This is a genomic window from Streptomyces sp. XH2, from assembly GCF_049725035.1.
Lineage (GTDB): Bacteria > Actinomycetota > Actinomycetes > Streptomycetales > Streptomycetaceae > Streptomyces > Streptomyces roseoverticillatus.
In genome coordinates this window covers 44,411-68,987 of record NZ_JBMMMZ010000025.1, presented here as the reverse complement: position 1 = coordinate 68,987, position 24,577 = coordinate 44,411, and the positions used below count along the sequence as shown (strand labels likewise).

General features: G+C 70.5%; 27 protein-coding genes and 1 pseudogene. 14 read left to right on the top strand and 14 right to left on the bottom strand.

Going from position 1 to position 24,577, the window contains the following annotated elements:
• Window positions 1-28 precede the first annotated feature (28 nt).
• Together ACOTKD_RS36540 and ACOTKD_RS36535 are read right to left on the bottom strand one after the other, a co-directional pair.
• Entirely contained in the window at window positions 29-916 is an 888-nt protein-coding gene (locus ACOTKD_RS36540; protein WP_424893310.1) for a hypothetical protein, read from the bottom strand.
• Between the two features lie 100 nt (window positions 917-1,016).
• Window positions 1,017-1,331, bottom strand: coding sequence for a hypothetical protein (locus ACOTKD_RS36535; RefSeq protein ID WP_424893309.1), 315 nt, complete (start codon window positions 1,329-1,331; stop codon window positions 1,017-1,019).
• A 253-nt stretch (window positions 1,332-1,584) separates the two neighbouring features.
• Here ACOTKD_RS36535 and ACOTKD_RS36530 point away from each other — a divergent pair, with 253 nt between their 5' ends.
• The gene (locus ACOTKD_RS36530) at window positions 1,585-1,767 is read left to right on the top strand and encodes a hypothetical protein (RefSeq protein WP_424893308.1); all 183 of its coding nucleotides are present in this window, start codon (window positions 1,585-1,587) and stop codon (window positions 1,765-1,767) included.
• Between the two features lie 74 nt (window positions 1,768-1,841).
• On the opposite strand, the gene ACOTKD_RS36525 is transcribed toward ACOTKD_RS36530, so the two are convergent.
• From ACOTKD_RS36525 to ACOTKD_RS36490, 8 genes and pseudogenes are all read right to left on the bottom strand, one after another.
• Window positions 1,842-2,633, bottom strand: a complete 792-nt coding sequence (locus ACOTKD_RS36525) for a nucleoside 2-deoxyribosyltransferase domain-containing protein (RefSeq protein ID WP_424893307.1) — start codon at window positions 2,631-2,633, stop codon at window positions 1,842-1,844.
• 317 nt (window positions 2,634-2,950) lie between these two features.
• Window positions 2,951-4,453 carry a hypothetical protein gene (locus tag ACOTKD_RS36520; protein ID WP_424893306.1) on the bottom strand — a complete coding sequence of 501 codons (1,503 nt, stop codon included), beginning with the start codon at window positions 4,451-4,453 and terminating at the stop codon, window positions 2,951-2,953.
• A 345-nt stretch (window positions 4,454-4,798) separates the two neighbouring features.
• A complete protein-coding gene (locus ACOTKD_RS36515) occupies window positions 4,799-5,071 on the bottom strand; it encodes a helix-turn-helix domain-containing protein (RefSeq protein WP_424893326.1) in 273 nt (90 codons plus the stop codon).
• A pseudogene (locus tag ACOTKD_RS36510) lies at window positions 5,063-5,233 on the bottom strand (helix-turn-helix domain-containing protein); the annotation flags it as partial. The pseudogene ACOTKD_RS36510 and the gene ACOTKD_RS36515, both read right to left, overlap by 9 nt.
• Before the next feature lie 279 nt (window positions 5,234-5,512).
• Window positions 5,513-5,869: a hypothetical protein gene (locus ACOTKD_RS36505; protein WP_424893305.1), complete on the bottom strand. Its 357-nt coding sequence runs from the start codon at window positions 5,867-5,869 to the stop codon at window positions 5,513-5,515.
• A complete protein-coding gene (locus tag ACOTKD_RS36500) occupies window positions 5,866-6,336 on the bottom strand; it encodes a DUF6247 family protein (RefSeq protein ID WP_424893304.1) in 471 nt (156 codons plus the stop codon). Before ACOTKD_RS36500 ends, ACOTKD_RS36505 begins: the two co-directional genes overlap by 4 nt.
• Before the next feature lie 294 nt (window positions 6,337-6,630).
• On the bottom strand, window positions 6,631-8,778 hold the full coding sequence (locus ACOTKD_RS36495) for a hypothetical protein (RefSeq protein ID WP_424893303.1): 2,148 nt from the start codon (window positions 8,776-8,778) through the stop codon (window positions 6,631-6,633).
• An 838-nt stretch (window positions 8,779-9,616) separates the two neighbouring features.
• Window positions 9,617-9,913 carry a helix-turn-helix transcriptional regulator gene (locus ACOTKD_RS36490; protein WP_424893302.1) on the bottom strand — a complete coding sequence of 99 codons (297 nt, stop codon included), beginning with the start codon at window positions 9,911-9,913 and terminating at the stop codon, window positions 9,617-9,619.
• Between the two features lie 117 nt (window positions 9,914-10,030).
• On the opposite strand from ACOTKD_RS36490, the gene ACOTKD_RS36485 reads away from it, so the two are divergent.
• Together ACOTKD_RS36485 and ACOTKD_RS36480 are read left to right on the top strand one after the other, a co-directional pair.
• Complete coding sequence (locus ACOTKD_RS36485; protein ID WP_424893325.1) at window positions 10,031-10,675, top strand: HAD family hydrolase; 645 nt, start codon at window positions 10,031-10,033, stop codon at window positions 10,673-10,675.
• A 4-nt stretch (window positions 10,676-10,679) separates the two neighbouring features.
• A complete protein-coding gene (locus ACOTKD_RS36480; protein ID WP_424893301.1) occupies window positions 10,680-11,519 on the top strand; it encodes a DUF1932 domain-containing protein in 840 nt (279 codons plus the stop codon).
• 7 nt (window positions 11,520-11,526) lie between these two features.
• Here ACOTKD_RS36480 and ACOTKD_RS36475 read toward each other — a convergent pair whose 3' ends face one another.
• From ACOTKD_RS36475 to ACOTKD_RS36460, 4 genes are all read right to left on the bottom strand, one after another.
• Window positions 11,527-12,096 (bottom strand): phosphotransferase-like protein, encoded by a 570-nt coding sequence (locus tag ACOTKD_RS36475; protein ID WP_424893300.1) that lies wholly within the window; start codon window positions 12,094-12,096, stop codon window positions 11,527-11,529.
• Window positions 12,093-13,130, bottom strand: coding sequence for an AAA family ATPase (locus ACOTKD_RS36470; protein WP_424893299.1), 1,038 nt, complete (start codon window positions 13,128-13,130; stop codon window positions 12,093-12,095). The genes ACOTKD_RS36475 and ACOTKD_RS36470 overlap by 4 nt, the downstream gene beginning before the upstream one ends.
• A gap of 181 nt (window positions 13,131-13,311) precedes the next feature.
• Window positions 13,312-14,022 (bottom strand): AAA family ATPase, encoded by a 711-nt coding sequence (locus ACOTKD_RS36465; protein ID WP_424893298.1) that lies wholly within the window; start codon window positions 14,020-14,022, stop codon window positions 13,312-13,314.
• Entirely contained in the window at window positions 14,019-14,777 is a 759-nt protein-coding gene (locus tag ACOTKD_RS36460; protein WP_424893297.1) for a GntR family transcriptional regulator, read from the bottom strand. Before ACOTKD_RS36460 ends, ACOTKD_RS36465 begins: the two co-directional genes overlap by 4 nt.
• Window positions 14,778-15,115: 338 nt before the next feature.
• Here ACOTKD_RS36460 and ACOTKD_RS36455 point away from each other — a divergent pair, with 338 nt between their 5' ends.
• The 11 genes from ACOTKD_RS36455 to ACOTKD_RS36405 all read left to right on the top strand — a co-directional run bounded on the left by ACOTKD_RS36455 (window position 15,116) and on the right by ACOTKD_RS36405 (window position 24,577).
• Window positions 15,116-15,859, top strand: a complete 744-nt coding sequence (locus ACOTKD_RS36455; RefSeq protein ID WP_424893296.1) for a hypothetical protein — start codon at window positions 15,116-15,118, stop codon at window positions 15,857-15,859.
• A gap of 188 nt (window positions 15,860-16,047) precedes the next feature.
• Window positions 16,048-16,830 carry a hypothetical protein gene (locus ACOTKD_RS36450; protein WP_424893295.1) on the top strand — a complete coding sequence of 261 codons (783 nt, stop codon included), beginning with the start codon at window positions 16,048-16,050 and terminating at the stop codon, window positions 16,828-16,830.
• Window positions 16,831-17,058: 228 nt separating this feature from the next.
• Window positions 17,059-17,325, top strand: a complete 267-nt coding sequence (locus ACOTKD_RS36445; RefSeq protein ID WP_424893294.1) for a WhiB family transcriptional regulator — start codon at window positions 17,059-17,061, stop codon at window positions 17,323-17,325.
• A gap of 69 nt (window positions 17,326-17,394) precedes the next feature.
• Window positions 17,395-17,577 carry a hypothetical protein gene (locus tag ACOTKD_RS36440; RefSeq protein ID WP_424893293.1) on the top strand — a complete coding sequence of 61 codons (183 nt, stop codon included), beginning with the start codon at window positions 17,395-17,397 and terminating at the stop codon, window positions 17,575-17,577.
• A 103-nt stretch (window positions 17,578-17,680) separates the two neighbouring features.
• Window positions 17,681-18,178: a hypothetical protein gene (locus tag ACOTKD_RS36435; RefSeq protein WP_424893292.1), complete on the top strand. Its 498-nt coding sequence runs from the start codon at window positions 17,681-17,683 to the stop codon at window positions 18,176-18,178.
• Between the two features lie 92 nt (window positions 18,179-18,270).
• Window positions 18,271-18,531 carry a hypothetical protein gene (locus ACOTKD_RS36430; protein ID WP_424893291.1) on the top strand — a complete coding sequence of 87 codons (261 nt, stop codon included), beginning with the start codon at window positions 18,271-18,273 and terminating at the stop codon, window positions 18,529-18,531.
• A 154-nt stretch (window positions 18,532-18,685) separates the two neighbouring features.
• The gene (locus ACOTKD_RS36425; RefSeq protein ID WP_424893290.1) at window positions 18,686-19,471 is read left to right on the top strand and encodes a hypothetical protein; all 786 of its coding nucleotides are present in this window, start codon (window positions 18,686-18,688) and stop codon (window positions 19,469-19,471) included.
• A gap of 128 nt (window positions 19,472-19,599) precedes the next feature.
• Window positions 19,600-21,357, top strand: coding sequence for a DUF2637 domain-containing protein (locus tag ACOTKD_RS36420; protein ID WP_424893289.1), 1,758 nt, complete (start codon window positions 19,600-19,602; stop codon window positions 21,355-21,357).
• A gap of 123 nt (window positions 21,358-21,480) precedes the next feature.
• Window positions 21,481-21,972, top strand: a complete 492-nt coding sequence (locus ACOTKD_RS36415) for a hypothetical protein (protein WP_424893288.1) — start codon at window positions 21,481-21,483, stop codon at window positions 21,970-21,972.
• On the top strand, window positions 21,969-22,205 hold the full coding sequence (locus tag ACOTKD_RS36410; protein WP_424893287.1) for a hypothetical protein: 237 nt from the start codon (window positions 21,969-21,971) through the stop codon (window positions 22,203-22,205). The genes ACOTKD_RS36415 and ACOTKD_RS36410 overlap by 4 nt, the downstream gene beginning before the upstream one ends.
• A 152-nt stretch (window positions 22,206-22,357) precedes the next feature.
• Entirely contained in the window at window positions 22,358-24,577 is a 2,220-nt protein-coding gene (locus ACOTKD_RS36405) for an ATP/GTP-binding protein (RefSeq protein ID WP_424893286.1), read from the top strand.

The following is a 24,577-nucleotide window of genomic DNA, read 5'->3' as shown; positions in this document are numbered from 1 at the left end:
CCGCACTCGCGTCTGGGCTTTGGGGTTCTCAGGGCCGGATTCCCCTGGTCAGGGACAGGGCACGGTTGCGATCCACGGGCGGGGCGAGGTGGGACAGCCACAGCCGGAGCCGCAGCGGTGGGTGGGACCGCAGTGCCCAGAACCCGAAGAACAGACGCCGGACCGGCGGGATAAGGCGGGCGTCCCCCAGTTCCTGCCGCCAGGACGCGAGGGCCATCTCGCGGCCGCAGCGGCGGGCCGCGGCCCGGTCACAGGCCAGCTCGGACCACCACAAATACGCCACCCACAGCACACCCAGCCCCGCCAGCGCAGCAGCGGCCCTCTCCAGCGGGAGCAGGCCCGTGCACAGCACCATGAGCACCACCCCGACGACGGCGCCGGCGGTCCTGGTGTGGGAATCATGCCGCCGCAGATGGGCGAGCTCGTGCTCCAGGGTGTACGGCATCACGGCATTGCGCTCGGGCCACAGCCAGATATGCCCCAAGGTGACATGCCCGCGCCGTCCAAAGCGGACAGAGGACGCCGCGTTCCACGTGCCGATCCGCCCGCCGGCAACCGAGAGCGAGATCCGCTCCATGCCGCTCTCCCCGGCGAACGCCTCCACCCGTTCCTCGACCCGGCGCATCTGGCTGATCAGGAACTCGACGTCCTTGTCTCGGGCACCGTCCTTCTCCGCCGCCACGCCGGGGTCGCGATAGGTGCGCCAGGTCATGTCCTGCCCGGCCGCGCCCGCCCACACCATGTTGCCCAGCCCCGATAGCCCGGACCACGCCCGCAGTACGCCAGCCACGACCGCAAGCATGATCACGCCAGCGGCGCGCGGTTCCGACCACCAGCGCCATGCCGCCAACACACACCCCAGCGCCACCGTCACGCCCTCCACGCAGTACCGGTCCAGCAGCGTCTTCATGTTCATGACGGATCACGGTAGCTGCGGCCGCCCCGCCGCACTGCAGAAAGGCCCGGCGAGAGTCGCTCTCGCCGGGCCTTTCGTTGATCTTGGTCGCGCAGCGTGCTTACGCGGTACCGGGGTCCCTGCCCACCAGCGCCGTCAGCAGCTCGACGATCTGCGCCTGATTACGGTCGATCTTCTCGTTAAGGTCGCGCACCTGGCCAGCGAGCTCGCCGACCTTCTCGTCCAGCTTCTCGTCGAGCTTGCCGAGCTTCTCGTCGAGGTTGCCCACCTTCTGGTCGAGGTTGCCCACCTGGAGCCGCAGGGCAGTCAGGTCGGACTTGACGATCCCGAACTCGCGGTCCGTCTTCTCCTGAACCTGCTCAAAGCGGCGCGTGAGAGCGGCGATCTCACTCTGGGCGATGGGGTCCTCGGCCACGCGGGGCTCTCCTGCCAGATCATGAAAAGAGGTGGTCATCAGGGCGCCCACGATATCGCGCCCGTCAGGGACCGAGCCATGGCCTGTAGAACCGGACCGGCGCATCAGACGGGCTTGGTGGCCGCCCATCCGGTCCCGTGCACCCTCGACGTCACTTGAGCCTCACAGACAGTGCACAGCCGGCCGCGCGCCGTCTCCGTGCGACATAGCTCTGGCACGGTGGAAGCACCCAGGCAAAGGAAGGGGCACAGCCATGGCTGACCTGAACGCAGCACCACAGCCGCCTGTACGGCATCCCGAGGCAGAGGCCGACGCTCAGGCCCTCGCCGGACTCCTGGCGTCCTGGGATACCAACGCGCCACAGCCCCGAAGCCACGAGGACTACCTCACCTTCGCGCGGGCCGCCCTCCAGGTCTTCGCACCCGGCACGGAATAGGCCACCGGCTCGGCTATCAACACCGGCTTGGGAGGGTGGCCCCCCGATGGGGGAGTCCACCTCCCAAGCCCTGGTTACCCCAGCGCTGAGGCCGTATACGGCGTCACGAGCGCCGCTGCGGCGCGCACCGTGTCGGATAGGCAGGCGTGGACCTTCAGCTCGGGGCGGGCGTGCCGGAGCTGTTCGACGACGTCGAGACGGCGGACATACTGCGGGTCCGCGCCGACCACCATCGTGGCGCCGCGCGCAGCGTGGGCGCCCAGTTCGTACAGGGCGATCGGCTGGATGCTCTCCGCACAGAACCAGAACATGACCACGTTGGCCCGGGCCAGGTGCTCATACTCCCAGGCGATCTGCTCCCGGGCGGCCACATCGTCGCCCTCGGGGAAGTCCGCTCGCCGGGGGTTGAGAATCGTGGCCGCGACGCCGACGGCGCGCAGCTGGAGGGCCGCTCGGGTCTGCCAGTCTGGGCAGCCGGTGATGCCGCCGGCCAGGAACACCGCGGGCCCGCTGCCGTCGTACGGATCGGGCGAGCGAACGTACTGGTGGTCGGCGGAGTGCTGGTGGTGGCCGGCCACTGCGTCGAGGAGGTCGCGGACCATGGCCTGCCCGTGTGCGTCGCCGGTGAGGTAGGCGCGCAGGACCGGGGTCAGACGCCAGGAGGCGAGGTCGGGGTGCGCCCGCAGCATCTGCGCGACGGCCTCGCCGTTGATCACACCGCCCGAGGCGAGCCCGTCCAGGCCGTCATCGGTGCTGGCACCCAGCGAGAGAATCCGCGCGCGGTGCTCCTCCGTCGGGTCGGGCGTCCACTGCCCGGAGAGGTAGTCGGTGGCGAGGGCGCCGGCCAGGCGCTGCAGCTCGGTCATGCCCGTGATCCTCCCGGCGAACCAGGGGGCTGAACAAGAGGGGTAGGCGCCGGAAGACGCCCCCTGTGGCGGCGGTCCGCCGCCCGTCGAACGTTTTTCGGTCACATGTCTATCGCATGGCTGAATCTGGTGCCATCCTGATCGCCCGCGGGCAGCGTGATCTTCCGTCTCCCCCAGGCGAGGGCACCCCCGTGGTCGGCCCCGCCTGCGGGCAGCCCCCTCCGGGCGGGGCCGCGTCGCACCTCCCGGCTCCCCACGGGAGGCCCGACGCGCGCCCCGAGAATGTGGTTGTGGTGGGGCAGTGCGCACGACCGTGTTCAGCGTGTGCGGGGTGGTGTCATCCGGGCGTGGAGCAGGGTGGCGCGGGTGAGTTCGGTGCCGTTCTTGTGTTTCTCGTTGAACAGGGCGGTCAGCCCCTTGGGGGCTTTGTAGTGCTTGCGCAGGTTGATGGTGGCGCCGAGGTCGTCCAGGAGCTGGTCGACGACAGTGGCGGCTTCGCTGGGCCGGTCGCCCCAGCCGTCGCCCCACCACAGGTGCTGGGTCGGTGTGCACGGCGCGGGGTGGACGTGGCCGTCGCTGGTGGTGACCCACAGGGTGTGGTGCAGGACGACCGAGGCGAGTTCCGCGCCGCCGGCTGGGAGGGACAGCGGCGCGTAGAAACGCCACACCTGTTTTCCGTCGCGGCCGGGGGTGCGCAGGACGGGCATGTCGGTGAGCGGGTCGATGAAGAATGCCTCCGCCCTGTCGTCCTGGGCGAGGACGGCGTGGGCGGCGGTCGGGTCGCACATCGTCAGCCGGTGGGTCCACCGGTCGCTGATGGTGCCCGGCCGGACGGGGATCTCGGTGACGGCTCCGAAGGGCAGAAGGTCCGGGTCGCGGCCGACGGCGACCTCGAGCGCGGCGACGGCGTCGGGGTGGGTGTGCAGGGCGAGCTTGTACCAGCCGGTCCGCAGGGCCTGGCGCTCCCCGTCGCACGGCAGCGGGTGGTGGCTGGTGTCGGGCACGGCGCCGGCGACGACCGGGTTCGGCATCTCGCCGTGGATGTCCTTGCAGAACATCTCGATCTCGTGGCTCGTGTGGTCGATCCGGTTGTTGCGGATGCTGTTGGCCATGTCCGTCACGGCCGCCCTCGAGGTGACGTCGAAAACCTGGTTGGCCCCGGCCCGGCGCAGGATCCTCTCGTTGCTGTTGGCCGGGACCTCGACCACGGCCGCCTGGGCGCCCGGCTCCCACTGACGGATCACACGGGGCAGGCGCAGCAGGTCGGGCCACCAGGGCAGCACCTGGCCGACGAGGGCCGCGACGTCGCCCCAGCTGGCCTCGTACTCGATGCCGGGGTGCGCGATGTCGGCCGCCACCAGCGCCGGCCCCCAGATGCCCACGTCCCCGTACAGAGCGCAGACGCTGACCACGCTGTCCTTGTTACCGCTGCCGACGATGGCGGAGGCGACGTCGGCGGCGGCCTGGGAATCGTCGCAGTGCACGATGCGGATCACACCGAGGTCGGTGCGCCAGTCCAGCGCGGGGCCGCGCAGGGTGTCCCGGTAGCCGAGCCAGCTGCCCGGGGCCGGGCCCTCAGGCAGCGGGCGCAGCAGCACGGCGCCGCGGTGGGCGAACTCTGCGGTCCTAGCCGCCCAGGAGTAGACCTCGGTGCCGTCCCACACGTCTTCGGAATCCTGCCTGCCGAACGGGCTGCGCGGCTTCTGCGTGGGCGCCGGGAACTTGTCATACTTCCGCCCCAGTCGCCACATTCCGAACGCGTTCACGCCCAGCAACTGCTGCACTTCCGCCCTGGTCAGATAGCTGCTGCTCACGCCCATACCGCTGCTCCTCACCGTCCCGCAACGGGGCCGATGCGGCCCCCCGGGGCAGATCATGGGACGGCCGGACGGGCAGCGTGGCGGATCCGCCGGGACCTGCCCGGTTCCCCACCCCGCATTGGCCGAGATGCGCCCCCCGGGTCACAGCTCAGCGTGCTCTCCCGAGCGTTGGCTCGATCTCGCTCCGTATCACGGGTCGGCGATGGTGTGGACGACGGTGAAGCCCTCGGAGTTGCGCGGCCCTCGTGAGGGTCCGCGTTGGAGTCGTGAAAGAGAGGAGGCGAGGCCGCCGCTTCGGTTGTTCAGCGCCGACGACCGCTAGGGGAGACGGCCCGGGGTGGCCAGTCAGAGCCTGCGGTGCCGGTGAGATGCGCCGCCGCGTTCACGCAGTGTCGTCCCGGCCTCCAGGAGGAGGCGGTGGATGCTGCCGTACGACCTGTCCGTGGCGTCGGCCAGCTCTCGCACGGAGGCGCCCTCTTCATAGAGCTTGCGCAGCCGGGCACCGACCTGGCGGCGGGTCTCGACGTCGAGGTGCTTGCCTCTCTCCAACGGCATCCCTGCCAGCTGAGCCTGGCGAGGCGGGGTCCGGCCGGTCGCGGGTCGGCCCACGCCGCGCAGGGGCGTATCCGCCTCGACCAGCAGGTTGCGTACGTACGGGGCGGAGTGGCCGGTGGCACGGGCCAGGCCCTGGATGGTGGCGCCGGCCTCGTAGAGGCGGCGCAGTTCGGCGCCGACCAGGCGGCGGGTACTGGCGGCGTAGTGGCGTGGGCCGTGCGTCATGAGTAGGGGGTTCGTCCGTCTCGCTGATGCCGGCCCCGGACGGAACCGGTATCAAATAGCATCACACGCCGCAAGACGGTCAGATCTTGCTCGCCGACCCGTCACAGGCCGTGCCCGGCGGACGTCTCGTCCCGCGAGTGGCCGGAGGTGAGAAGGATCTTGAACAGCGCCGGGCCCCGGCGATCACCCACGTCGCCGGGGCCCGCCGAGCTGTCGGGCGTCAGTCGAGGTCGACCAGCGGCGGCAGCTCGCTGAGGTGAGTGCCACGTAGGCCGGGGCTTACCCGTCGGTGGCTTTGGGGTGGCTGGTGGAGGCGTGGTCGATCCAGACCGTGCGGCGCTGGACGTCGAGCAGGTACCAGATGCGCCCACCGGCGGTGACCTCGATCTGCCAGCGGTCCATCGCCTCGCCGCGGTGTGTGCCCCGGGCGAGCTCGCCCTTGAGCCGGTGGTGGCGTGCGGTGCGTGTTGCCGGGGCCGGGTCCGTGCGCATGACCAGCCAGGCGGCGCGGGTGTTGCCTGGGGCCTGGGTGCCCAGCTGCTCCCATCCTTTTGCGGCGTCGCCGTTGGCGAAGCGGACGTCCCACTCGTTCTTGGCTGGCGGTGGGGCGGCGCGGTCTCCGCGCTTTGGGCTCACGCGGCGGCGCCCGGCTCGGGCACGGGGCCGAGGTCCTCGCCGGAGTCGGTGGTCAGCGCGGCGTACAGCTCGGGGTCGGCGTGCACCTCGGCGGTGTGCCGCCACTCGGTGATCAGCTGGGCGACGGCGGCGGTGTTGTCCAGCTCGACCGCTGCTTGCAGGGCCTCGACCAGCTCGACGGAGAACTCGCGCACGTCGTGCGCGGCCAGGTAGCGCACCCACGGGAACGTCGCCGGCAGCACGTCCAGGACCAGGGTGCGGCCCTGGGAGGTGCGCATCATCTCCACGAACAGGCGGCTGGCCGCGCCCATGACCTCGTGGTCCTGCTCAGCGCGTGCGGCCGTGGTCAGCACCAGGTCCTCGTCGTCCCGCCGCCGGAGCAGTATCCGCCGCGTGCCGCGCAGGGCGGCCAGCGTCACCTTGGGCTTGTTGAGCAGCTCCGACAGGTTCATTTCCAGCACGCTCATGACTTGAAGTTTAGTTGACAAGTTCGGCTCGTGCAGGCGATCACGGGCAATGTGACGACAGCGCCGGGGCGGTCGACCGACCGCAGCTCGTTGTCCTCCAGATACGCGCATCCCTCGGGCCGTCCTGCCAGCACTCCGAGGGCGGCCCTGATGAGCGGCTCGCGCCCGTTGCGCCGTACCACCGTGCCAGTGCGCCGCTTTGCCTTCTCCTTTCGGGCGCCGTTCTTCCTCGCCGCGTCCCGGGCCGCGACCAGGCCTGGCGCGCCAGGTCGACGCCTGATACCTCACCGCCGCTCACACCTGCCCCCAGGTGGAGTAGCCGAGGTCCAGGTGCCCGAGCCGGGAGCGGTGGTGCGCCTGGTCGACCAGATGGTTGCTGAACAGGCGCCTGGCCGACGGCTCGCCGTAGCGGTCGATGTGGTCGAACACCACCTGGTGGTCCTTGAGCGCCTGTACCCGCCAGTTGCGTACCTGCTCGGGGGTGAGGTCCTCGAGGACGAGCTCCTGGTCGTCGTCGACGTCGGCGGGCTCCGGCTGCGGAGCGGGGACGATGGCGGCCGGGCGCGGCGTGGGCAGCACGACGGGTGCCGTCGGCGCGGCCGGGACGTCGTTGGCCGGCTGGGCGGCCGCAGCTTCGGCGCGATGGGCCTTGGCGGCGGCCTGCTGCTGGCGGACCTGTGCCCACCGGTGCTCGCGGATCCACGCCTGAGCGGTCACCGTCTCGTGCAGCTGCCGGGCGGCGGCCGCCCGGCGCTCTGCCTCGGAGGCGCCAGGCATTGCGGCGTCGACGGCGGCCGCGACCGTGTGGCGCTGGGCGCGGCGGTCGGCCTGCCGGTCCTCGCAACGCGGGCAGTCCTGGCCGGAGTCGAGCAGGATCCGGTCGTCGCACCGCTTGTCGCCGCACTGCTGGCGCTGGGGCAGGGCCCGGGCCAGCAGCCATCCCACCGGGTCGGTGATCGGAGCACGAGCGCGCAGCTGCTCGTCCAGGCGCCGGACGAGCCGCTCCGCGAGGACCTGCGGGGCGTCCGTACGGCCCGCAAAGCCCTCCACCCGCTTGAGCTCGCTGCGGGCGGCGGCCTCCACCAGGCGGCGGGCGGCCGGACGCTCCAGCCGCGCCCACACCAGGTCGACCGGGGCCAGAGCGACCCGCACCTCCTCCGGCGGCAGAGGCACCCTCCCCCGCTGCTGCCTGCCCTGACCCGCGCCGTTCACGATCCGCACCGGAGCACCGGCCACCGGTCCGCGGCCGCCGTTCTTGCCTTCGCCGACCGGGGACTTCTCCCGCTGTTCCCCGCGAAGCGGGCCGTCCTCGCGCACGCACGCGCGGTCCGGCAGACCACCGGACCCACCACGGCCTTCGCCGGAAAAGCCACCAGAGAGCTGCAGAGGAACGACGGGAGTAACCAGGTGAGGGTGGTCAGTGTGAAGGGCTGCCGCAACGTCGGGCTCTGCAACAGCAGCCTCATCCGTCACCGGCAGGCCGTTGACCTGGGGTTCCGTCTCCATCTCCGGCGTCTCAACAGGCCCTGCCGCAACGTCGGGGTCTGAAAACCCGGGCTCCACGGCTTCCGCGCGGTCCTCCTGGACGTCGTCGGCGACCGTACGGCCGTGGGCGGCGGCGACCGCCGGCACCATCAGCCGAGACCGGTTCGGCATGCCCGAGGCCGTCCGCAGACGTACCCGCAGCACCAGCTCCCGGTCCTCCAGGCGCTCCAGCACCCGCTCCCCCGCCGACGCCGTGCAGCCCAGCAGCCGGGCCATCGTCGCCGCCGCCCGGCCGCGCTTGGTGTCCACCGTCCCGCCGCACTGCCGCACCCGCCCGCACTCCCGCGCCTCCAGCACCAGCAGCAGCAGCGCCAGCCGATCCGTCGCCGCTCCGCGACCGGTACGCGTACCGATCAGCCCGGCCGGGATCACCCGGCCATCCCGCAGCGTCCAGCCCGGCGCCATCACGGCCTCCAGCAGCCGCAGCAGCGTCGCGTACTCCTTCTTCGCGAGGTTCAGCGGGTGCCCGGCCACGTCCTGCGCCGCCCACAACGGCAGCACCTTGCACTTCAGGCCGTCGTCCTGGCCGTAGTCGCCCTCTGCGGTCTCCACGGAGACCACGCCCGAGCGGCGCAGCACCGGCACCACGTTGGAAGCCGTGTACGACGCGGAGAGCCCGAGCCACCGGCCCAGCTCGGAGGTGCGGATCTCCACCACACCGGTCTCCGACGGCGTCCGCGACGCCAGTACCAGCACCGCCAGTCGCACCGCGTCCGGTGCACCATCCAGGCCGTCCAGGTCGAGCAGTGTGCGCACCGCGCCTCCCAGACGGGCGCGGGCGTCCCGACCGAGCGACAGCGGATGGCCCGCCGCCCGCTCGGGGACCGGCCCGGCCGGGACGAACGACTCCGTACGGAGGCGCGCGAACGCGGCGGCCGGTGCCGCCACGGCGCTCATCGGCCCACCGTTCCGTCAGGAGCGGTGGGCACCACCAGAGCCGAAGCCGTCTGCATCGTCATCGGGCCGGTGTACACGCCAAAGCGGACACCACCCTGAGCAGCGGGAACACGCGATTCGTCATCCATCCGCCGACCCTGCACCGGGCGGCCTGTGGACAGAGCCCAGCGTCCGGCGACCGCGCTGTGGACAGCGGCGAGATGAGCACGGCCGGACAGCAGCGCACCCCCGGCGATCGCCAGGAGGGCAACCGGGGGCCGTGTGACACTCCGACCCCAGGAATCTTCGTGATTAATGCCGCGAACAGAACAAACAGGGTGTGCGAATCCCGACACGCGGGAAGCGCGGGGGTCTCGAACCGGGGTGAAACGGACAGAGCCAAGCTGACAGGGGACACCGCTCTCGGGCACTATGAGAAACGACCTGCTCTCCATATAGCTGGACCGGCCAGAGCCCTCGGGCCCGGCCGAACCAGATGTGCGGATGTGTCAGGCGCCGCCCCTTTCGTGAGAAGAGGGCGGACACCGATCGGGCGGGGGGAGATTTCTCCTCCCCTCCCGGTCCTGCTGAACCGCGAAGCCCCTGTGGTGGGGGCCTGCGGGTGATGCGGATCGGTACTGCTACGGCTGTGGTGGCCTTGGTTAGTGGCCGGTGGTGCAGGTGGCCCTGGTAAGGGGCCGGGTTTGAAATGGGCGGCTCGGTGAGCCGCAGCTCAGGACCGGCGGTAACCGGGATCTGAGCAGCCGACGCGGGTGGTTAATCCGGTCGGTAGACGGGCCGCGCGAGGCCAGCGGGTGGTTAGTCCGCTTCTCGGCGCGCGCGGCCGATGACCACTAGGTCATCCCGACCCCCCTTCGGAGGCTGGCGTCGGCATGCCCTCATCCGCCTTCGCGGCCTCCGGATACCGCTCCGCAAGCCGGTTGAGCAGGTGTAGGTAGACCGCGCGCTGCGGACGTCGGGGATGGGTCTGGCCCAACTCCCAACGGGCTACGGCAAGGCGCTTCACGCCCACGGCCTCCGCGACCTCCTGCTGCGTGAGGCCGGCCGCGAGGCGCAGCTTCGCGCGCACGGGCGGCGGCGGCAGGACGTCGTCCAGCAGGGCGTCGACCCGCTTCAAGCGGTCCGGGTCGGACATAGCGCAGCCTCTCAAGATCGATGATTCCCTGAAAGATACACGATGCGATCTCCGGATGGGAGAAGCCGTCACCGTGAACTGCGTTGGGTTCGCTGCCCGGTAGGGTCCGTGCCCGTGGTGTCCCGCCTTGCCCTCTTCGATCTGGACGGCACGCTGGCCGACCGGCAGTCGGCGCTCAGCGATGCCGTGACTGGCCTGTGCCGGGCCCATGCCCTTGCTCCGGACGCCGAACAGTGGCTGCGCGCCGAGCTGGCCGACCGCGCGCATGCCACCGACTTCGCCCGGCTGCGAGCGGCCTTCGGCCTGGAGGTGTCCGCGGAGCAGCTGTGGCAGGAGTACGTCGGCCTCATGGCGGCCGCCAGCACCTGCCGTCCTGAAGTCCTCGAGGGACTGGCCCGTCTGCGAGCGTCTGGATGGACGATCGGCATCGTCACCAACGGGGCCAGCGACATCCAGCGCGCGAAACTGACCGCGACCGGCCTCGCCGACCTGGTCGACGGCATCGCGGTCTCCGGCGACCTGGAGATCCGCAAGCCGGACCCGCACCTCTTCGAACTCGCGGCCTCCCGCTGCAGCGTGAACCTCGCGGACGGCGGATGGATGGTCGGCGACAAGCCCGGGGACGTCGTCGGCGGACACCGGGCCGGCCTGCACACCATCTGGCTGCGCGGCCACCACTGGACGGACGGACTCCCCGCTGCGCACCACATCGTCGACGACGTCACCGACGCCATCGCCATCCTGCTCAACGAGACGGAGTAGCACTGTGGACCAGCCGACCGTTGGCATCCTCCACCCCGGCAGCATGGGCGCCGCCGTGGCAGCATGCGCCGCCACCAACGCGGCCTCGATCGTGTGGTGTGAGGCCGCGCGCAGCGCCGCGTCCGCGGCGCGCGCCGCGCAGTTCGGCCTGACGTCTGTGGCCACGCTGTCGGAACTGGCGGATCGAAGCGACATCGTCATCAGCCTCTGCCCGCCAGCCGCCGCAGAGGACGTGGCCCGCGACGTTGCCGGGCACGGCTTCGCTGGGGTGTACGTCGAAGCGAACGCGATCAGCCCCGAGCGGGCGCAGCGGATCGCTGCACTGCTCGAGCCGGACGCGACCGTCGTGGACGGCGGCGTTGTCGGCTCCCCGCCCATCGGCGGCAAGACGCCGATCCTGTACCTGTCCGGCCCGGTCCCGGCGACCGAGCGCATCGAGGCATTGTTCGCGGGCACCGCCGTCCGGACGGCGGTGCTGGGCACGAAGGTCGGGAAGGCGTCCGCGCTGAAGCTGGCGTACGCGTCCTTCCAGAAGACCAGCCGAGTGCTGGTAGCGCTCGCGGTCGGGATGGCGCGCGAGCACGGCGTCGACCAGGAGCTCCTCGAGGTCGCCTCGAAGCGCACCGACTCGTACCTCTCCGAGCCGCAGTACGTCGCCAAGACCGCCGCGCGCGCTTGGCGCTGGGGTCCGGAGCTGGAGGAAGCCGCCGACGCGCTCGCGGCCGCCGGCCTCCCGCCGGAGATGCTGCACGCGGCTGCGTCCACGCTGGCACGGTGGCACGACGCCAAGGACGACAGCGAGATCACGCTCACCGACGCCCTGGACCGACTCGCCCAGCCGTAACCCGCGCTCATGCCGTCGCCGCTCCCGCCCGCTGTGTCAGCAACTGGTCGATGAGGCGCGCCGCCTCCTGCGGCGACGCCGCCGTGGTGTCCAGGGTCAGGTCCCAGACCGTCGCCGGATGCCCGTCCAGGTCCTCGCGGGTCGCGTCCCACGCCGTCAGCCGTGCCGTGGTGTCGCTGTCTCCCCGACCGGCGGATCGCTCCGCAGTCGTCTCGCGAGAGCACCACAGCAGCACGACCACCCAGCTCGCCGGGTAGCCGTCGGTCAAGGCCCGGACGCCGTCCACCTGCCCGAGATGCACCACCGGCACCCCGGCGGCGAAGGCGTCGTCCAGGCCGGGCGCGTCGATGACGTAGGTGTTGCCGTACCGGCTGTTCGCGTAGACGACGGCACCCGCCGCCTCCAGCTCGCTCAGCTGCTCCACCGTGCCCATCCGGTACCCGGTGGACTTGCCCGTCCCGACCTTGAGCCGCGCGAACTGCGCGTACGTCGGGCTCAGCTCGGTGAGCGCCGTGGTGACGGTGTCCTTGCCCGCCGCTGGCGGACCGTAGAGGACGACTCCCTGCTTGCTGGTCATGCGTACATCGCCCCCATCGCCTGCCGGGCCTGGTCCGCAAGCGTCACCGCGGTGCCCAGGCGATTGTCGACAACCAGGTGCGGCACCGCAGGCCGCAGGTCCAGATCGATCGTGGCCATGTACTCGTCCCACCGGGCGAGCTTCCAGGCGTCCCGGGCCGCGGAGCGGAAGGTGATGTACTCCCGCATCGATTCTTCATCGCAGCGCACCCACACGGGGAACACGTCGACACCCATGGACGTGGCTCGGTTGGTCAGGCGCTGCATCCAGGCCGCGTCCGTCATCTCAGCGATGAGAGGCGCGGTCAGCACCGTGCTGATGCCGCACTTGATGTTCGCCATGGCGGACTGCATGAGGCAGTCGTACTCCACCGATCGGACACGATCCCTGTAAAGCTCCGTGTGCCGGTCGTTCGGGTCGCCGCCCAGCGCCACCAAGAGCCGCTCCACCAACGGCCGGGTGAGCGGGTCCTTGTCGAGCAGCGGCCAACCGGTGAGTTGCACGAAGAACCGGGCGAGCTCTGTCTTACCGCTGCCGGCGAATCCGCCGACCAGGATCAGGACCGGACGGTGCGGGTCGCCCCCGGTGTGCCGACGCTTCCACGCGTCGATGATGCGCTGCTGCAGAGCGAAGTGGCCAGCGTCCTCAGTACCCGGCGAGATGCGGTGGATCGCCCGTTCGACGGCCAGCACGTGCGCACCGTTGAGGCGGTCGTCCATCGGCGTGAGCTGGAAAGACGTCTCCTCACCCGGCAGGGCGGCCCGGAAGCCGAGGTCGGGCTCGGTCGCGCGATAGAGGAGGCAGTAAGCGCGTCGGTAGTGTGGGCCGGGGTAGACCTCACCCTGCTCGTGCTGCCATAAGGTCTGGGGATTCGCCGCCGGGATGCCCTTCAGTTTGGCCCTCTCGGCAACTTCACGGAGGCGCTCACCAGCCTTCTCCAAGGTCAAGCCATGAGCCTCTCGCTGCTCCCGCAGACGGTCTGGCCTCCACCCCGCTCGGTGCTTTCCCACCCTGGTCCCCTCGGTTGTCGTCATGGCCCGTGAGCCTAGGCCGCAGCCGTCAAATCCCATGTGTACGTAGATGTTGAAAGTCCGTGAACGTCGATGCGCATGAGCTTCGACAAGGCGCTGTGATGTTGAGATCAGCCTCCCGCGAGTGTGATGGGCCCCACAAGACGGTTACCGAGCGCCTGGTACGGCGAGTGGGAGGTGGGAGTCAATGTCGACCGCTATCCGTGGAGGGGCGTGTACGGCGAAGCTCTGCCAGCACGCGCTCCGTGTCACCGTCGTAGGTGATGTGTGGCTCAGCGGTCGTCGGCGGGTGGAAGCGGCCCGCGAACCTGAGCAGGTCCTCCTCGCTGAACTCGATGCTGTTCGCGTCGATCAGGGACTGGGCGTTGCGTTCCTGGATGCGCTCCCAGCGCACCTCGTGTGGAACCGGCAGGTAGACCAGTACAGGAACGCCGCCGGCCTCCATTACGGTTGCCGCCCACTGGCCGCGCTCTTCCGGGGTCCAGAATCCGTGGTCGACCACGACGTCTCGTCCGGCCGCCAGGAGCTCCTGGAGCTCCAGAGCGATGTCCTTGAGCACGGGGGCTTCCCGGACGCGGAACTGGCCGCGGGGGAAGTCCCTGCCGTAGTGACCGTAGCGGCGGAACATCTCTTCATCAGGGCAGAGGCGCACCATCCCGGCCTGCTCGAGGGCGCGGGCCAGAGTCGTCTTGCCGGCGCCCGGCATTCCGGTCATCAGGATGGCGCGCGGCGCCGGCCCTTGCCGTCCGGCCGGGGCTTCGGAGATGCGGCTGATCTCGAATCGTCCTTCCAGAGTCAGGGTGTCGGTGCGCTGCGCGTGCAGGCGCACACCGAGGCGGCGCTCAAGGCCGTCGACGAAGGCGTCATCCAGGGGAACGGTGCCGCACGCGGTCACCGCAAGACCTCCGAGGTGGTCCTGCGGGTGCGACCGGGGGCGCCCAGGTCCACGCCGTACTCCAACAGCTCGCCGTCGGCGTCCAGGAAGCGCGCGGTCAGCACCAAGATCGCCGCGATGGTGTCGGCCTCCAGCTCCAGGAGCTTGAGGTCGGGCGCTGTTGCGATGCGAGCCGTCTCCTCATCCACGCGCTTCACGACGTGCCGTCCGGTAGCCCGAGCAATCAAGTCGATCGACAGCCCGCCCTTGAGTCGCTCGCTCCGGGCCAACTCTGGGAGCACCTTGGCGAACTCGGCGGGGATCCAAGACGTCGAGTGGGAGACGATGCCATGCGCGTCTCGGTAGACACGGCTGCGGCGAATCACGTCGTCACCAGGCGGAATGCCCAGCACATGAGCGACGTCCTCGGGAGCCTCGACTATGCCGGCGGTGTGGCCGGACGACTTCTCGCCGACGCCCCACGACGACTGCGTCTTGCTGCTGCGATCGTGACGCTCCGCCCCGGAGGACAGCGAGATGGGGCGTGCCATCACCTCAGTGCCGACGCCCGGGATGCCCTGCACGAGCTTCTCTTCGCGCAGCAACCGCATCGCCCGGTCCGCGGTGGCCGTGCTGACCTCCCATTGGGTGGCCAGCGTCTTGATGCTGGGCAGGAGGTCGCCCGGCGAGAGTTCCCCGGAGCTGATCAGGTCGCGGTAGTGGCCCGCGATGCGCGCGTACGGCGGCCGATTGTCGGCTCGGGGTGGCCCGGTCATGTGCCTTCGCCTCCTTCGACTCCATCTGGTTCCCTCACTATACCGCTTGACACCTGAGGGTACCTGAGGCAACCTGATGTATGTAAGGCGTCGGTGCCCCTCTGGGAGCACCGAGTAAGCACCACCGCAAAACAGCAGGTAGTCACCGCCTCTTCGGGGCGGCGGCAGTGGGGTGAGCCGAGCTCCCCCGGCCTAGACGCCTGTACCGAATAGCTCCACGTGATCCATCTCGAACGGCGCTGCTGCGCTGTCTGTCCGCCAGGACCAACCGCCGAAAGGCCGGCCTGGCGCGGCAGAGAAGGCAGCACCCGCACCCGATCCCACGTCAGGAGGATTCGATGCCCCGCAAGCGTCCCGGCCGCGTCCGGACCAAGAACACCAACCGCCGCGAGGCGCTCAAGCTCAGCAGCATGGCGCCGGAGGACTACAACGTCCGTCCGGACGAAGTGAAGTCGATCGCCTGCCCCGACTGCCGCACCTGGCGCCGGATCATGGGCGACACAGTCCTCAAGATCCGTGAGCACTGCATCTCCGACAAGGTCGCGGAGGGCGAGAAGCACACCCTCTGCCCCGGCAGCGACCAGCTGGTGGAAATCGACATCGACGTCCGGCGCTGGCAGGCCCGTCAGAACCGGCTGCTGCGCGACGCGATGCCGCAGGAGAACCGGCGCGCGGCGCAGCAGTTCTACAAGCCGCTCCCGGCCCCGGCCGCCCCGGTCTCCCGGATCAAGGCGGAGGTCACGCTGGAGACGGCCCGCCAGTCCTACCTCGCCCACCGCAAGGGCTGCACGCGGTGCGTCGGCGGCCAGCACTGCACGGACGGCGGCGTCCTCGCCCGCCGCTATGTCCTCGCCCTCCAGGAGGAGCCCGCCCGCCGTGAGGCTCGCGCGGAGCAGGAGCGTCAGGAGCGGCGCGCCGCACGGAAGCAGTCGGCGCCGGCCATCCGCAAGGCGCAGTGGACCGAGCGCGGCGGCAAGGCGGTGGAGACCGCGAACAACCAGTGCCGACAGCACCCGCAGGGCACGGTCTCCGAGTTCCGCGGCCCCGAGGTCCCGACCGCGCCGCTGCGCATCAGCGCCTGACTTACACCCGCGACGATCGACCACGGCCCCGGCCGCCCCCGTTGCACGCGTGGCGGCCGGGGCCGTGGCTGCTCATACGAACAGTGGGATTGCTACGGCCTTCATCTGCGCGGCAGCCACCGCACAAACCGGACTGCCGTCCCTGCAAGACCCTCAACAAGCTCTTCGAGACCAACAGGAGCGACCACATGCTGGGTGAAACCTTCAAGGTCACCGCCGACGAACTGAAGAACATCTTCAACGTGCGGCTGGCCCCCTACCTCCCCGCCAACCTGGAGAAGGTGGAGCCCCACCCCTCCGGCTGGGGCAACAGCTACACCTTCAAGCCCTTCACCGGCAGGGAGGCCCGCCCCGAGGAGCCGGAGTGCTACTGGGAGGACCCGAAGCTGGCGTATCGGCACGTCGACAAGGAGGCCGGGCGCCCGGAGGCCGGCGAGGACGAATACGACCTCCGAGAGAAGGCCCGCTTCTTCCTGTCGGAGGTCTACCGCCAGGCCCGCATCGAGTGGCGCAACGCCGCCCACGTCACGGAGCTGAAGGCCGTGGTCAAGGACACCGGTGACCGGTGGAAGGCCCACAGCCAGGCGAAGCACGCCGTGGAGGCCGCCTTCGCTTACCTCCGTGCCCCGGAGGCCGCCAAGGAGTGGACCGCCGCCATCTCCCGCCTTGTCGATGCCCAGGACGCCTACCTGGCCGCGGCCATCGCCTTCGACGTCCGCGCTCAGGAGATCGCGGACGTCCATAGCCGGAACTTCCACGAATACATGCTGGGCTGCGACGAAGCCCTGGTGGCCGCCGGATACCCGGAGGCCAAGGACTGGCACATCGCGTCCGACGACTACTACGGCAAGAACTACCGCGGGGAGTACGACCCCCACACCATCGCAGGCCAGGCCCAGACCCTGATCAAGGAACACGACGCCCACGTCGCCAAGGTGAGCCGCCTGTCCGGGGCGACCGTCGGCCACTGACTCCGGACGAGCGATCACGGTCGCTCCCACCTCTCGGCCGGGTGGGGGCGACCGTGGCTGCTCGTACTGGCAGCCGAGAAAAGCGACAGCCCCAGGGATTAGGGCCCTGGGGCTGTCCAGGACCTGAGTGGAGGACCTGATGCGCACCAGGATCGCACAGCACGACGGCGACTCCGACCCGAACATGGACGAGGCGCTGCGCCGCGTCCGCGAGGGGCGGTGAGCGGAATGGACTGGCGTCACAACGCGGTCTGCCGCGAAGAAGACCCCGAGCTGTTCTTCCCCATCAGCAGCACCGGCCCGGCCCTGCTCCAGATCGAGGAGGCCAAGACGGTCTGCCGCCGCTGCCCCGTCATGGAGCAGTGCCTGCGGTGGGCCCTGGAGTCCGGCCAGGAGCACGGCGTCTGGGGCGGCCTGTCCGAGGACGAACGGCGCGCGATGAAGCGCCGCGCCGCCCGCAACCGGGCCCGTCACGCGAAGGAAGGTGCGGCATGACCGACGCCGAACGGCAGCGCCTGCGAGACGAACTGCACGAGGTGAACCGGCGCAGCGAGGAGGCTCGGCGTGCCCGCGGATGATCTGTTTCAGCGGTACATGAAGGCCTTCGAGACCTCCAGCGAACACACCGCCGACTGCCTGGCCTGTCAGGCCGACGACGAATGCGCGGTCGGGGCGCCGCTCTACGAGCGCTTCGCCCGTCTTCAGGACGCCTACCGCCAGCGCCAGGCGCAGCAGCGTCGGCGCTGAACTCACCTCTGCAGGCGGCGCGCGGAAGGTCACCCCGGTGCCCGGGGCGAGATCACCACGTGCCGCCTGCCTCACCGCACACCCACATCCGTCAGGAGCTGCAGTGGACAGCATCCGCTTCTCCCAGACCCACGGCGATCCCCTCTCGTGGAGCGCCGCCGAGTGTGAGACCTCCCAGATCCTCGCCTCCTTCAACCCGAACCCGACTACGCCGCCTAGCGCGCCTGCCGTGCTGCTCGTCCCGGTGCGCGGAGGCGGGCGGGTTGCCGTCCAGGTGCACCGCACCGTCGCGGACGGCCTGCTCGTGCACCGCGCGGTCGGCCTGCCCGGCTGGCGGCTGACCCACCACTCCGGTCGGAACATCGCTGGCTTCGAGTACCGGTGGCAGGCCCTGCTGGCAGCCGTCTATCTCGAACGCGTTGCCGACTGGAGGTACAGCCCGTCCGCCCTGCGCGCGGACACCGCCGCCCTGATCGCCGACGTCGACGCGGGGGTGCGGAAGGCCGGCGGCGTGCTGCTGGTGACCCCGGGTGGAGTGGCCGACCGGGTGCTGAGCGCCCGCCGCGTACCGACGGCCGTGCCGTCCCCCTCCCCCGCCTGACTGACGGTTGCCTGATCCGCCCGCACCGGCCCTGCGTCGGGGCGGGCGGTGAAGGGGAGCCGGACAGCCCGGCTACAGAAGGAGGGGCACGCATGTTCAAGAAGTTGCGCGCGCGGCAGATCAGGCTTCAGGCAAGGCAGCGGCACAGCCGCCTGATGGGCGTGGCCGAGGACTTGGTCCGGGAGGCGGGGGTGAAGCAGGTGCCGGAGAAGGTCAGCCCCGTGGAGGTGGCCTGCTTGGCGTTTGCTCGGTACCAGCTGCGTATCGACGAGGCCGAGGCCGCCGACTACCTGGCCGCCGCCCTGGTCGCCCGCGGCTACAGCACTGACCACTGGCCCGCCGCCTCGGCCTGACCTTCTGCTCTCGCCAGGCAGGTCCGCCAAGGCCATTCCTTCCCGCCCCACACAGCACATGCCCCGGCCGGGCGCCCGCACGACGGGCGGCTGGCTTTTCCGTACGCCCCGACCCGGGACAGTCCCGGAGCCGACTCGACCGCAGGAGGACCACATGCCCGGCACCATCCCGCTGAAGCACCCCCTGGACCCCGGCCTGCCCCACCGTCAGGAGGCCACCGAGCCGGCACCCCCTGCTCCCGCCCCGGCGGTCGCCGACCTGAGCGCGTACCACCACCCGCACTTCGTGCGAGCTGAGCCCGGCCGGCACGAGGGCTGGACCGTCTACACCTTCGCGCCGTTCACCGGTCGCGAGCCCGAGCCCGAGATGCCCCGGGCCGTCTACGAGGACAAGACGGTGACCTGGGAGCAGCGCTGTGCGCTGAGCAGCCAGTACGAGGCGGCGCGGATCACTTGGTCCAAGGCCCGCTTCCGCCTGCAGGCCCATCCGCTCCTGCGTCAGGCCGCGCCCCTGTGGGAGGCGTGGACGCAGGCGGAGACCGATCTGCAGACCGTCTTCAAGGCGTTTTGGCAGACCTCGGACGGCTCGTGGCGCGCGCAGCTGCTGCGCCTGACCGATGCCGAGCAGGCCGCGAAGCAGGCCGCCGCAGCGTGGGACGAGATCGCCGCGAAGCTTGCGAAGGTCGCCGATGAGCACGTTCGCGCCGCCGGGGAGTGGGAGGCGCTCGAGCTCAAGGATGTCGCCAAGGAGATCGGCCTGGACGCCACGCAGTGGTGGATTGACCACATCTCCGAGTACGAGTCCACCTCGTATTACCGCCGGCGGGAGACACCGCTCGTGGACCACGTCACCGGTGAGATCGGCAAGCAGCGCGAGCGGCTCCGGGAGGTCGCCGAGCTCGCCGGCGACTCCGGCCTGGACCACCGCACGCTCGACTGAGCCCGCCGCGGGCGCTGTGGGCCCCGTTTCGGCTCCATCGGCAGCCGTTTCGGGAGCAGCCGCCCGCGTTTCGGGAGCGGCCCCCGTCGTTTCGCGCACACCCTGAACGCCCCATTCCGGAGGCCCCCATGACGCTCACCGAGTGGCCGCGCACCGCGGCCGAACCCGACCCCGTTTCGGCTCCACCGGCCGCCGTTTCGGACACGCACGAGCCGGTTTCGTGGACACCCGACGTCGTTTCGGAGACGCCGGAGGGCGTTTCGGAGACGGAAAACGGAAGCGGAGCCGAATCCTCCGAGGGGAAGCTGACCGCCTCCCAGAAGTGGACGACTGCAGGGATCGTGGCCGCCGCGCTCGTCCTGGCGGGCATCGGCCTGTACCTCAGCTTCGGGCACGTCGCGGTCTTCGCCTTCGAGCGACTGCACTTCAACAGCCTGGGCAAGGGACAACTGTTCGCAGGCGGCGTCGACACCGGCATCATGGTGATGATCGCCGTCGACCTGCTGATGGCCTGGCTCAAGCGCCCCATCAGCTGGGTCCGCTACCCCGTATGGCTGCTCACCGCCGCCACGGTGGTCCTCAACGCCGCCTCCGCCGCCCCACGCGGCCCCTGGGAAACGCTCGACTACATCGCCGCCGGCGCGCACGGCACCGTCCCGGTCCTTTTCATCATGGTGGTGGAGGTCGGCCGCGACGCCATCGACCGCGTCGTCCGCCCTGACCTGGAGCGCGACTCCATCCCGCTGGTCCGCTGGCTGCTCGCCCCCGTAGCGACAGCCCGGATCTACCGCCGGATGCGGCTGTGGGGCGTGGCCTCCTACCCGGAGATGGTCCGCCGGGACCAAGAGCTCATCGCCTACGAGCAGTGGCTCAAGCGCAAGCACGGCGGCGACCTCGCCCAGGCCACCGAGGACGAACTGCTGCCCATGAAGATGGCCCCCTACGGCTACACCGTCGCCCAGGCCCTGGCCATGCCCGACGAGCAGGAGCGTGCAGCTCAGGAGCGTGAGGAGGAGGCCGAGCGCCGGCGCCTGGACGCTCAGACCCGCAGCGAGGTCGCCAAGGCCGAGGCCGAGGCCGACCGCCTGCGGGCCAAGGGCAAGGTCGAAAAGGTGCGCGCCGAAGTCGACGGCCAGACCGGCCAGGCTCGCGCCCACGCCCGCGCCCAGGTCAGCGCCGCAGAGCGGGCCGCCGCCCTGGAGCGGGAGGCTTTGGACCAGGCCGTGATGGCCGAGGCCCGGGCCCGGCAGGCAGAGGCGGAGCGCAAGGAGGCCCAGGACCGTGAGGTGAAGGCCGCCGCGGACCTGGAGGCAGCTGAGCTGGAGCGCCAGGCGGCGCAGAAGCGGAAGGAGGCCGCGGATGCCGACCGGGTCGCCGCGGCGGAAGCCCTGGCGGTCGACACGAAGACCATCGCCGAAGCCCGCAGGGCTGCTGCCGAAGCCAACCGGCGTGCTGCCGAAACGGAGAAGGCTGCTGCCGAAACGCGCCGGGTCGCTGCCGAAAAGGACCGTAAGGCGGAGGAGGAGGAAGCACGCCGAGAGGCTGCTCTCGCCGAGAAGCTGGCTTCCCGTGAAGCTGCTGCCGAAGCTGAGCGGCGCGCTGCCGAAACGCGCCTGGCCGCTGCCGAAATCGAGCGGCGCGCGGTCGAAATCGAGGACGAGGCCAAGCTGACCTCGCGGCAGCGCGCGGTCCGCAAGGTCGCCCGCATGGCGCTCGCGGCCGGCGTCGTGCCCGACGGCCTGGCGTACGACGACATCCACCACGAACTGTGCGAGCGGATCTCGATCGCAGACGTCCAGCGTGCGTTCGACGTGTCGTCCACGGACACCGCGTCCAAGTATCGCCAGGAGGCCGTCGCGCTGCTCGCCGACGGCTACCGCCCCTGATCACACCGTCCGGCACACATCAGTGAGGGCCAGCCCACCGGTAATGGGCTGGCCCTCGCTGCGACTGCCGGAAGCAGTCCCAGCCCCCTGAGTACAGCAGATCCGAGCCCCACGGAGGACCCCGTGAGTACCGAAGACACGCCCTTCTTCGACGACCCGAACGAGGCGCTGCGTGAGATCGCGAAGAACCCCGCCGCCTACGCGCGCTACCTCGCGGACTTCCACCGGGTCGTGCTGGACATGGCGGCCAAGCTCGAGGTCCTCCAGCGCGAGACCCGCGTGCACTGCCGCGGGACTCGCGTGGAGGGCGACAAGATGGGCCAGGCATTTCTGCGTTCCTTCCCGGTGGAAAAGTCCCTGAATGACGTCATCAAGAACCTCAAGAGCGTCACTTCGGGACTGGAAAAGAGCGCCCATAAGCGCCACGCCCATGATGAAAAGGTGGCGGAGGTTAAGAAGCAGCGAAAGGAAAAGAAACTGCTCAAGGTACGGAAGAATAATCCGCCGCTCCAGGCCGCTCCGCAGAACCCGCAGCAGCCGGGTGCGCAGGGCGCGAATATGGGCTATGGTGGTGCCACGTCGATTTACAACCTGGACCGCAGGGAGTCGGCGTGAGTGCAGGTCGCCCGCTCACGAAAGCTGAGCGGAAGAAATTCAACCGTGCGGAACACGAGCGGAAAATCAGGCAGGATCTGATCGCCCAGCACGGAAATGACCTCGGCACTTTCTACTACTGGCTCCGGATCATGAACATCCGGGGCACCCAGGCTTACCGCGACGGAGACACGGCCTTCATCCGTGACGTCGCGCTCGCTCTGGAGAACGTCTACCGCCGCCACGCCGGCTAGCCCACCGAGTCCCGCACGAAGGGCCGTCCCCGACCCCCGGGGGCGGCCCTTCGGCGGTCCCAACGCGTGCCGCGCGTGTCGCGTGTCACGCGTGCCGCGCACGCGTGTACGCGAGGCCGGTGCCGACTGTCAAGCCTAGGAGGAGGGGTCGCGTGTCCGACGACACCGGCAACAACGTGGTCCACCTCCCCGCCCGGGGCAGCGATTCCGGCGGCATGCCGGACGCTCCCGACGGCGGGGATCTCTTTTATTCCGAACCGCCCCACAGTAGTCCGGGCAGTGTTGTCCCTCCGGAATCCCCGGCGGAGACGACAATGGAACTCCCCCCGGTTCGCGGGCCGATTTCCCCGGAAACGGCTCTGCGGGAAACGGGAATCCCCGGCCCCTCGGATTCCGACGAATACGAGGAAGGTGAATACGTACAGTCTCGTTCTCTCGCTGACCGTCTCGGTGACTGGCTGGAATTCCGGCTGGACGTCGCGCGGGACCGGCACGCCGGAGAAGCGTCGTTCCGTGAGGCAGAAATTGCGCGCAAGGCGGCGCTTCTGGAAGCCCGCACCGCACAGGAAACCGCAATGATGGAGCAGAACGGCAAGCTCCGCACCGCGATGATGAAGGCGAAATCCGACAAGGCAGCGGCACGCGGCAAGGCCGACGCGGCGCGATCCTCCGCCTCCGGCATGGGCGCCGACAAGGGCCGCTCGAAGGCCGGCGGCGCGGGCGGCTCCCGCGGGGGCGGCAGCTCCGGCGGTTCCGGCCGGAACGGCAGCGGCCGGGGATCAGGGACGAACGGGTCTGCCACAGGCCCGGGGCGCGGCTCGGGCAGCGGCAACTCCCCCAAGGGCACCGGGAAGGGCCCTGACCGCTCCGCTAGCGGCCGTAAAGGCGGCTCGAAGGGCAATGAGTCGTCCGGCGGCTCCCGAGGGCGTCAGAACGCCTCTGGCGGTTCCGGTTCAGGCAAGGCCGGTACCGGCAAGGGGAGTTCGGACGGCTCCGGCAAGAAGGGCTCGGGCAGCTCCGGGTCCGGCAACGGCGGCTCGAAGGGCGGCGGCGGCAAGCCGCCGCGCTCCTCCGCCTCCAGCCCGGCCCAGGAGCGGGCCCGCGGCCGCCAGGAACGGGCCGCGGCCCGGCAGGCGGCACGCCAGCAGCGGCGCAGCGCCGCCCAGGCGGCCGGCCTCGCGGACCGCAGCAAGGACCGCGACCAGGCCCGCGCGGATAAGCAGGCCGGACGGGAGGAACGCCGCAGGTCCAAGGCTGAACGGGCTGCTGCGAAGCAAGCCAAGCGGGACGCGGCGAAAGCCGCCGTCACCGGCCGCACCACCCTGGGCGCGGCCGTGGCGGAGGAAGCCCAGCGTCGCTGGGACAAGCGCCGCGCGGACGCGAAAGACAAGGCCGCCAAGGACGGCGACGGCGGCAAGGGCGCCGACGCCACCACCGAGAAGGGCCCCAAGGGCGGCCCTGAAGCGGCCGCTGACGGCCCGAAAGGCAAGGCGGCGGAGGACGACAAGCAGAGCGGCGAGAAACCGTCCGACGACTCCAGCGACAAGGACGCGAAGGACAGCACCAGCACGGGTGACGTCCCCAAGCCTGACGACGTCAAGGGCCCGCCGGGCGCTGACGCCAGCGGCGACGGGCGCTCTTTCAAGGAACGGTTCAAGGACTTCTTCGCCAAGGGCGGCGAGGGCACCGCCCCGCCCGAGGCGGAGGAGCCGTCCCAGAGGGCGAAGCCGGAAGACCTCGGGTTCACCGTCGACAGTCCCGGCCGCCCGAGCCATCCCCCGAGGACCGAGCCGGCTGAGGAAGAGATCCCGGACGCGGTCATCGTCGACGACCCGTCCGACCCCTTCGGGGCGCACGTCACCAGCCCGGCGAGCCTCCCCCGCGCCCCGGAACCCCACACCCAGCGTCCCGGCACCACCCGACCCCCCGAACAGGAGGACCCCATGGCATCGGAGGTCAGCAAGACCGTGTCCGGCCAGGCCGGCACGCCGGCCCGGCACCGTACCGACATCACCTTCGACGAGTACCTGATGGAGATCGCGAACATCGCGATCTCCGCCGCACACGACAGTGAACGCGCCGAGCACCTGGCCGATTCGCTCCGCAAGGTCGCCGACGCCCTGCGCGACATGGCGGTCGACCTGGTCGGCGACCACAACATCGCCACCGAGGTCGTCGACCAGATCACGAACCTCGCCGATGGCGCGATGTGCATGAAGCAGCTGGCCGAGCGGTGCGCCACCGAGTGCGAGATCGCCTCCGAAGCCGCCCGGATCGCCGCCATGGCGGTCGGCCGCACGTACGGCCAGGACATCCAGGCCATGGACGACGCGGGCCTGGCCCACGCCTCCGCCGCCGCCCACCACGACTAG

What these genes read in the sequence shown, in the direction of transcription:
- ACOTKD_RS36490 (WP_424893302.1), bottom strand. Translation starts at nt 9,913, where the DNA reads ATGTCCGACCCGGACCGCTTGAAGCGGGTCGACGCCCTGCTGGACGAC.
- ACOTKD_RS36525 (WP_424893307.1), bottom strand. Translation starts at nt 2,633, where the DNA reads ATGACCGAGCTGCAGCGCCTGGCCGGCGCCCTCGCCACCGACTACCTC.
- ACOTKD_RS36430 (WP_424893291.1), top strand. Translation starts at nt 18,271, where the DNA reads ATGTTCAAGAAGTTGCGCGCGCGGCAGATCAGGCTTCAGGCAAGGCAG.
- ACOTKD_RS36425 (WP_424893290.1), top strand. Translation starts at nt 18,686, where the DNA reads ATGCCCGGCACCATCCCGCTGAAGCACCCCCTGGACCCCGGCCTGCCC.
- ACOTKD_RS36450 (WP_424893295.1), top strand. Translation starts at nt 16,048, where the DNA reads ATGCTGGGTGAAACCTTCAAGGTCACCGCCGACGAACTGAAGAACATC.
- ACOTKD_RS36530 (WP_424893308.1), top strand. Translation starts at nt 1,585, where the DNA reads ATGGCTGACCTGAACGCAGCACCACAGCCGCCTGTACGGCATCCCGAG.
- ACOTKD_RS36455 (WP_424893296.1), top strand. Translation starts at nt 15,116, where the DNA reads ATGCCCCGCAAGCGTCCCGGCCGCGTCCGGACCAAGAACACCAACCGC.
- ACOTKD_RS36520 (WP_424893306.1), bottom strand. Translation starts at nt 4,453, where the DNA reads ATGGGCGTGAGCAGCAGCTATCTGACCAGGGCGGAAGTGCAGCAGTTG.
- ACOTKD_RS36420 (WP_424893289.1), top strand. Translation starts at nt 19,600, where the DNA reads ATGACGCTCACCGAGTGGCCGCGCACCGCGGCCGAACCCGACCCCGTT.
- ACOTKD_RS36460 (WP_424893297.1), bottom strand. Translation starts at nt 14,777, where the DNA reads ATGACCGGGCCACCCCGAGCCGACAATCGGCCGCCGTACGCGCGCATC.
- ACOTKD_RS36500 (WP_424893304.1), bottom strand. Translation starts at nt 6,336, where the DNA reads ATGAGCGTGCTGGAAATGAACCTGTCGGAGCTGCTCAACAAGCCCAAG.
- ACOTKD_RS36495 (WP_424893303.1), bottom strand. Translation starts at nt 8,778, where the DNA reads ATGAGCGCCGTGGCGGCACCGGCCGCCGCGTTCGCGCGCCTCCGTACG.
- ACOTKD_RS36470 (WP_424893299.1), bottom strand. Translation starts at nt 13,130, where the DNA reads ATGACGACAACCGAGGGGACCAGGGTGGGAAAGCACCGAGCGGGGTGG.
- ACOTKD_RS36475 (WP_424893300.1), bottom strand. Translation starts at nt 12,096, where the DNA reads ATGACCAGCAAGCAGGGAGTCGTCCTCTACGGTCCGCCAGCGGCGGGC.
- ACOTKD_RS36445 (WP_424893294.1), top strand. Translation starts at nt 17,059, where the DNA reads ATGGACTGGCGTCACAACGCGGTCTGCCGCGAAGAAGACCCCGAGCTG.
- ACOTKD_RS36540 (WP_424893310.1), bottom strand. Translation starts at nt 916, where the DNA reads ATGAACATGAAGACGCTGCTGGACCGGTACTGCGTGGAGGGCGTGACG.